General features: G+C 54.4%; 5 protein-coding genes and 2 tRNA genes. 6 read left to right on the forward strand and 1 reads right to left on the reverse strand.

Features of this window, described 5'->3' with window-relative positions; translation table 11 throughout:
• The first annotated feature begins 54 nt into the window (after positions 1–54).
• From B2R17_RS18280 to rplK, 6 genes are all read left to right on the forward strand, one after another.
• Positions 55–126: transfer RNA gene (locus tag B2R17_RS18280), tRNA-Thr, on the forward strand.
• Between the two features lie 217 nt (positions 127–343).
• Positions 344–1540, forward strand: coding sequence for an elongation factor Tu (gene tuf / locus B2R17_RS18285; protein WP_037251331.1), 1197 nt, complete (start codon positions 344–346; stop codon positions 1538–1540).
• A 70-nt stretch (positions 1541–1610) separates the two neighbouring features.
• Positions 1611–1683, forward strand: a tRNA-Trp gene (locus B2R17_RS18290).
• Positions 1684–1804: 121 nt separating this feature from the next.
• Positions 1805–2263 (forward strand): preprotein translocase subunit SecE, encoded by a 459-nt coding sequence (secE, locus tag B2R17_RS18295; RefSeq protein ID WP_007324991.1) that lies wholly within the window; start codon positions 1805–1807, stop codon positions 2261–2263.
• Entirely contained in the window at positions 2260–2937 is a 678-nt protein-coding gene (gene nusG / locus B2R17_RS18300; protein WP_008653252.1) for a transcription termination/antitermination protein NusG, read from the forward strand. The genes secE and nusG overlap by 4 nt, the downstream gene beginning before the upstream one ends.
• 147 nt (positions 2938–3084) lie before the next feature.
• Positions 3085–3510 carry a 50S ribosomal protein L11 gene (gene rplK / locus B2R17_RS18305; protein ID WP_007324993.1) on the forward strand — a complete coding sequence of 142 codons (426 nt, stop codon included), beginning with the start codon at positions 3085–3087 and terminating at the stop codon, positions 3508–3510.
• 40 nt (positions 3511–3550) lie between these two features.
• Here rplK and msrB read toward each other — a convergent pair whose 3' ends face one another.
• Positions 3551–4144 carry a peptide-methionine (R)-S-oxide reductase MsrB gene (gene msrB, locus B2R17_RS18310; protein WP_286765103.1) on the reverse strand — a complete coding sequence of 198 codons (594 nt, stop codon included), beginning with the start codon at positions 4142–4144 and terminating at the stop codon, positions 3551–3553.
• Between the last annotated feature and the right edge of the window lie 476 nt (positions 4145–4620).

A 4620-nucleotide genomic window follows, 5' to 3' on the forward strand; every position in this document is an offset into this window, starting at 1 on the left:
AGAGCAGCAGCCTTCCAAGCTGAATACGAGGGTTCGATTCCCTTCACCCGCTTCGCTGCTGTAGCTCAGGGGTAGAGCGCCTCCTTGGTAAGGATGAGGTCATGGGTTCAAATCCCATCAGCAGCTTCAAGTCGCTCAAAGTTAAGTTCCCATCGGGGAGCGGGCTTTGGGTGCAACATCGTTTTTGTTTCGTTTCGATTTTCAAGTAGATCGAATGCGATCAACACGGCCGAATTGCCGGCGAGTAACCGTGGGTGTGAACGCGGTCGACGGCAGCAAGGGTTTTCGAGGAGCGTATCTCCCCGAGAACAGTGGTGCGGATCGCGAATGCAGGTGAACCAGAATGGCTAAGGACAAATTTGAACGTACCAAGCCCCACGTCAACGTAGGTACGATCGGTCACATTGACCATGGTAAAACGACGACGACGGGTGCTATCCTCGCTGTTCAAGCCGCTAAGGGCTTGGCACAAGCGAAGGGTTACTCTGATATCGCCAAGGGCGGTACTGTCCGTGATGCAACGAAGACTGTGACCATTGCGGTCGCTCACGTTGAGTACGAAAGTGAAAATCGTCACTACGCTCACATCGATTGCCCCGGCCACGCTGACTTTGTCAAGAACATGATCACCGGTGCCGCCCAGATGGACGGTGCGATTTTGGTCGTGTCGGCAGCTGACGGCCCAATGCCACAAACCAAGGAACACGTGTTGCTCGGTCGCCAGGTTGGCGTTCCTTACATCGTTGTGTACTTGAACAAGTGCGACTTGGTCGACGACGAAGAATTGCTCGAACTCGTCGAACTCGAAGTTCGCGAATTGCTCAGCAAGTACGACTACCCAGGTGACGACGTTCCTGTTGTTCGTGGTAGCTCGTTGCCTGCTTACAACAATCCAAGCGATCCAGAAGCCAGCAAGTGCATCACTGAGTTGATGGAAGCACTTGACTCGCACATTCCTGAGCCTACCCGTGAAGACGACAAGCCATTCCTGATGGCGATCGAAGACGTCTTCTCGATCGAAGGTCGTGGTACGGTTGCTACCGGACGTATCGAGCGTGGTGTCGTGAAGGTCGGCGAAGAAGTCGAAATCATCGGCCTTGGTCCAAACTCGACCAAGACCACCTGCACCGGCGTTGAAATGTTCCGCAAGGAAATGAACGAAGGTCGTTCGGGCGACAACGTTGGTTGCTTGCTTCGTGGTGTTAAACGCGAAGACATCCAACGTGGTCAAGTTCTGGCAAAGCCAGGCAGCATCACGCCTCACACCAAGTTCGAAGCAGAAGTTTACTGCTTGAGCAAAGACGAAGGTGGCCGTCACACGCCATTCTTCAGCGGTTACCGCCCTCAGTTCTACTTCCGCACGACTGACGTCACCGGAACGGCCAACTTGATCGGTGCCGACATGTGCATGCCTGGCGATAACGTCAAGGTCGAAGTTGAATTGCACAAGCCAATCGCAATGGATGACGGTGTTCGTTTCGCTATTCGCGAAGGCGGCCGTACCGTTGGTTCAGGCGTTGTGACCAAGATTGTCGAGTAATCTGCGTTTGCAGAAAGTTGTCTATAAGCGATAAGCTGGTAGCTGTTAGCTAGTGGCTTATCGCTGTTTCAGGGGCGTAGCTCAATTGGCAGAGCACTGGTTTCCAAAACCAGCGGTTGTGAGTTCGACTCTCGCCGCCCCTGCTGTCCAGAATTCTGGTTTGCCCCCGCGATCAATAGGATGTGACCGCGGTAGAGGTCTGAGCAAACTGGCCCATGACCAATTTGGCTCAACACCAGAATCAATTCACGAAGGAGTCCACGGGTGTCCAAAGATCTAACCCAATCCGGCACGGCCGGCGCCGGAGGCAGTTCGCTGAGCAGCGAATTGTTCCATGCTGGTGTGTACAAAGCCAACCAAGGCCGGATCGTTCGCCAACTGACGGCTCTCGCCGTTTGGGTGATCGTTGCGTTGGGTTGCTGGCGTTTGTATTCGTTCCTGCCTTCGGCCATGGGAGAATCCTCCCTCGCCGCTCGTGCCATCCCGGCAGCGTTGCTGGCTGCTGGCCTGTGGTTCGGTTTCCGTGTCGTCAATTGGCCTCGATTCGCCGATTTCCTAATCGCTGTCGAAGCGGAAATGAACAAGGTGACTTGGCCGAGCAAGGATGAATTGATCCGGGCTTCCGTGGTCGTGATTTTCACTATCTTCTTCCTTGCCATCACATTGTTCCTGTTCGATGTTCTCTGGCAATTTATCTTCAACTTCATCGGGGTAACATCGTGAGTGATGATGACGTGCAAGACGTCGACTCGCCAGAAACCGAAGCCTCTCCCGCCGCTTCGGAAGCTCCCGCGCCCCCGCCACCGGCTCCCGTTGACCCCAACGCGCCGCCCAAACCAGAAGTGGACGATGAGTCCCCGATGGATTGGTACATCCTGAAAGTCGCATTCAACCGCGAAGATTCCATCGCAGAAGCCCTTCGCAAGAAGGTTCGCATGGAAGACATGGGTGAGTACTTCGGCGACATCGTGGTGCCATCCGAGGACGTCGCCACATTCACTCGCGATGGAAAACGCCGCGTTAGCAAACGAAAACTGCTGCCCGGTTACATCATGGTGTATATGTCGATCAACGACGACACCTGGTTCCTTGTCCGTGAAGTCGGCGGGATCAGCGATTTCACCGGTTCGGCTGGCAAACCCCAGCCAATGGAACCCGAAGACGTGGAGCGATTCATCAATCGTCCCGCCGTCGACGACGAAGACGAAACACCGATCAAAACGGCGATTCCTTTCAAAGTCGGCGACCGCGTTCGCGTCAAAGAAGGCAACTTCGAAAACCAAGAAGGCGAAGTCGATGTGGTCGACGAAGCCAACGGCCGCGTGACAGTGATCATCAACATCTTCGGACGCAGCGTCCCGATGGAACTGGATCACTGGCAAGTAGAGCCTTTGTAAAAAGCCGCTAGCTTCTAGCTATTAGCCGCTTGCGTTATTATCTTCACCCATCCCACTTCAAACACCTCAGATTGCGTTGGCCTTTCAGCAGAACGCTGCAACCAAAAAGCTAACCGCTAATCGTTAATCGCTAAAAGCTGTTTACCTATGGCAAAACAAGTCACTGGCCAAGCCAAGTTCCAAGTCCCCGGCGGTCAAGCCACTCCTGCACCTCCTGTTGGTACATCGCTGGGTAAATACGGCGTGAACTTGGGACAATTCGTTCAACAGTTCAACGATCGCACCAAGGAATACAACGGCACGCCGATTCCTGTCATCGTCACGGTTTACAACGACCGTAGCTTTGATTTCATCACCAAAAGCCCACCAGCGGCCTCGATGTTGATGCAATCAGCCGGTATCGCCAAAGGCAGTGGCGTCCCCAACAAGGACAAAGTTGCAACGGTCACCCGAGCACAGTGCGAAGAGATCGCTCAAAAGAAGATGGAAGACCTCAACGCCCGTGACATCGATCAAGCGACTCGCATGATCGAAGGCACCGCTCGCAGCATGGGCATCATCGTCGACGGCTGATCGACGACCTCGATTGCCCCGACCTCTTTTCGGGGCTCGACTATTTTTTGCTTTCGGACTTTGCCTCGATGAATTTCATCGAGGCACTGTTCATGCAAAAGCGTTTGCCGGTTGGTGCGGGACCATCATCGAAAAGATGCCCCAGATGGGACTTGCAACGTTTGCAATGAACTTCCGTTCGCGGATAGATCATCTTGTAGTCCGTCTTGTACCCGACGGCATCTTTCTCAATCGGCAAGTAGAAGCTCGGCCATCCAGTTCCTGACTTGAACTTGGTCTTGCTATCAAAAAGTGGCTTGTCACAGACGATGCAGTGATACTCGCCCGTCTTCTTGTTGTTCCAGTACGCGTTTCGGAACGCGGGTTCGGTCGCAGCATTCTGAGTCACATCGTATTGAATCCGGTTCAAACGGCGACGCAGCTCGGCCTTTGTCGCTGGCACGTAGTCCTCATCAGAAGAAGCTTCGGCATCGTCCGCCCGCTTCTCTTGGGTGACCTCAAGCGGCGATTCACTTCCTCGCGAGCGGGACTCATCGGCTCGCAACGCCAGTCCGCCGAGCAGAAGACCACTCGCACCAATCACGCTCAGCGTGATCGTCCGAAACGAGCCAGAGTGTTGTGAATGAATCTGCATCGCGTCATCTCCAAAATCAGTCCGTGTACCGAAAACTCATCGTGTCGTGATCGCCAAATTGACGCGAAACATGGGTCCTTCCGTCCGTACTAATCCTGCTGCAGCGAGGAAACCCAGTGGGTCGCCCGTCGCGTCAAACGCCCTCCATTGTAATGGGTTGTCACCCCTGTTGACCGCCAAAACACGCTCTCGCTTGCCACTTCGATCACCGATCTGCAACTGCCTCCGACTCAAATTCGCGTTCAATTGCGGCGATTTCGATGATTCTGACGCTGACCTCGGCTCAGACCGCGGCGTTGAAAGGCAATGGAATCCATCGTTTCGCCGGGTTCGGTGCTCAGCCTCTACAATGCGTGCCTCACACGCTTCACGCCACATCATGACGCCAACGGATGTCCACGCATTCTCTTCAGATCAACGGATTGGCCATCGACCGAGGGTCCACCAGGATCATCGACGACTTTGATCTGGCACTG

The sequence above is a fragment of the Rhodopirellula sp. UBA1907 genome (genome assembly GCF_002337565.1).
Classification (GTDB): Bacteria; Planctomycetota; Planctomycetia; order Pirellulales; family Pirellulaceae; genus Rhodopirellula; species Rhodopirellula europaea.

What these genes read in the sequence shown, in the direction of transcription:
- tuf (WP_037251331.1), top strand. Translation starts at nt 344, where the DNA reads ATGGCTAAGGACAAATTTGAACGTACCAAGCCCCACGTCAACGTAGGT.
- msrB (WP_286765103.1), bottom strand. Translation starts at nt 4,144, where the DNA reads ATGCAGATTCATTCACAACACTCTGGCTCGTTTCGGACGATCACGCTG.
- rplK (WP_007324993.1), top strand. Translation starts at nt 3,085, where the DNA reads ATGGCAAAACAAGTCACTGGCCAAGCCAAGTTCCAAGTCCCCGGCGGT.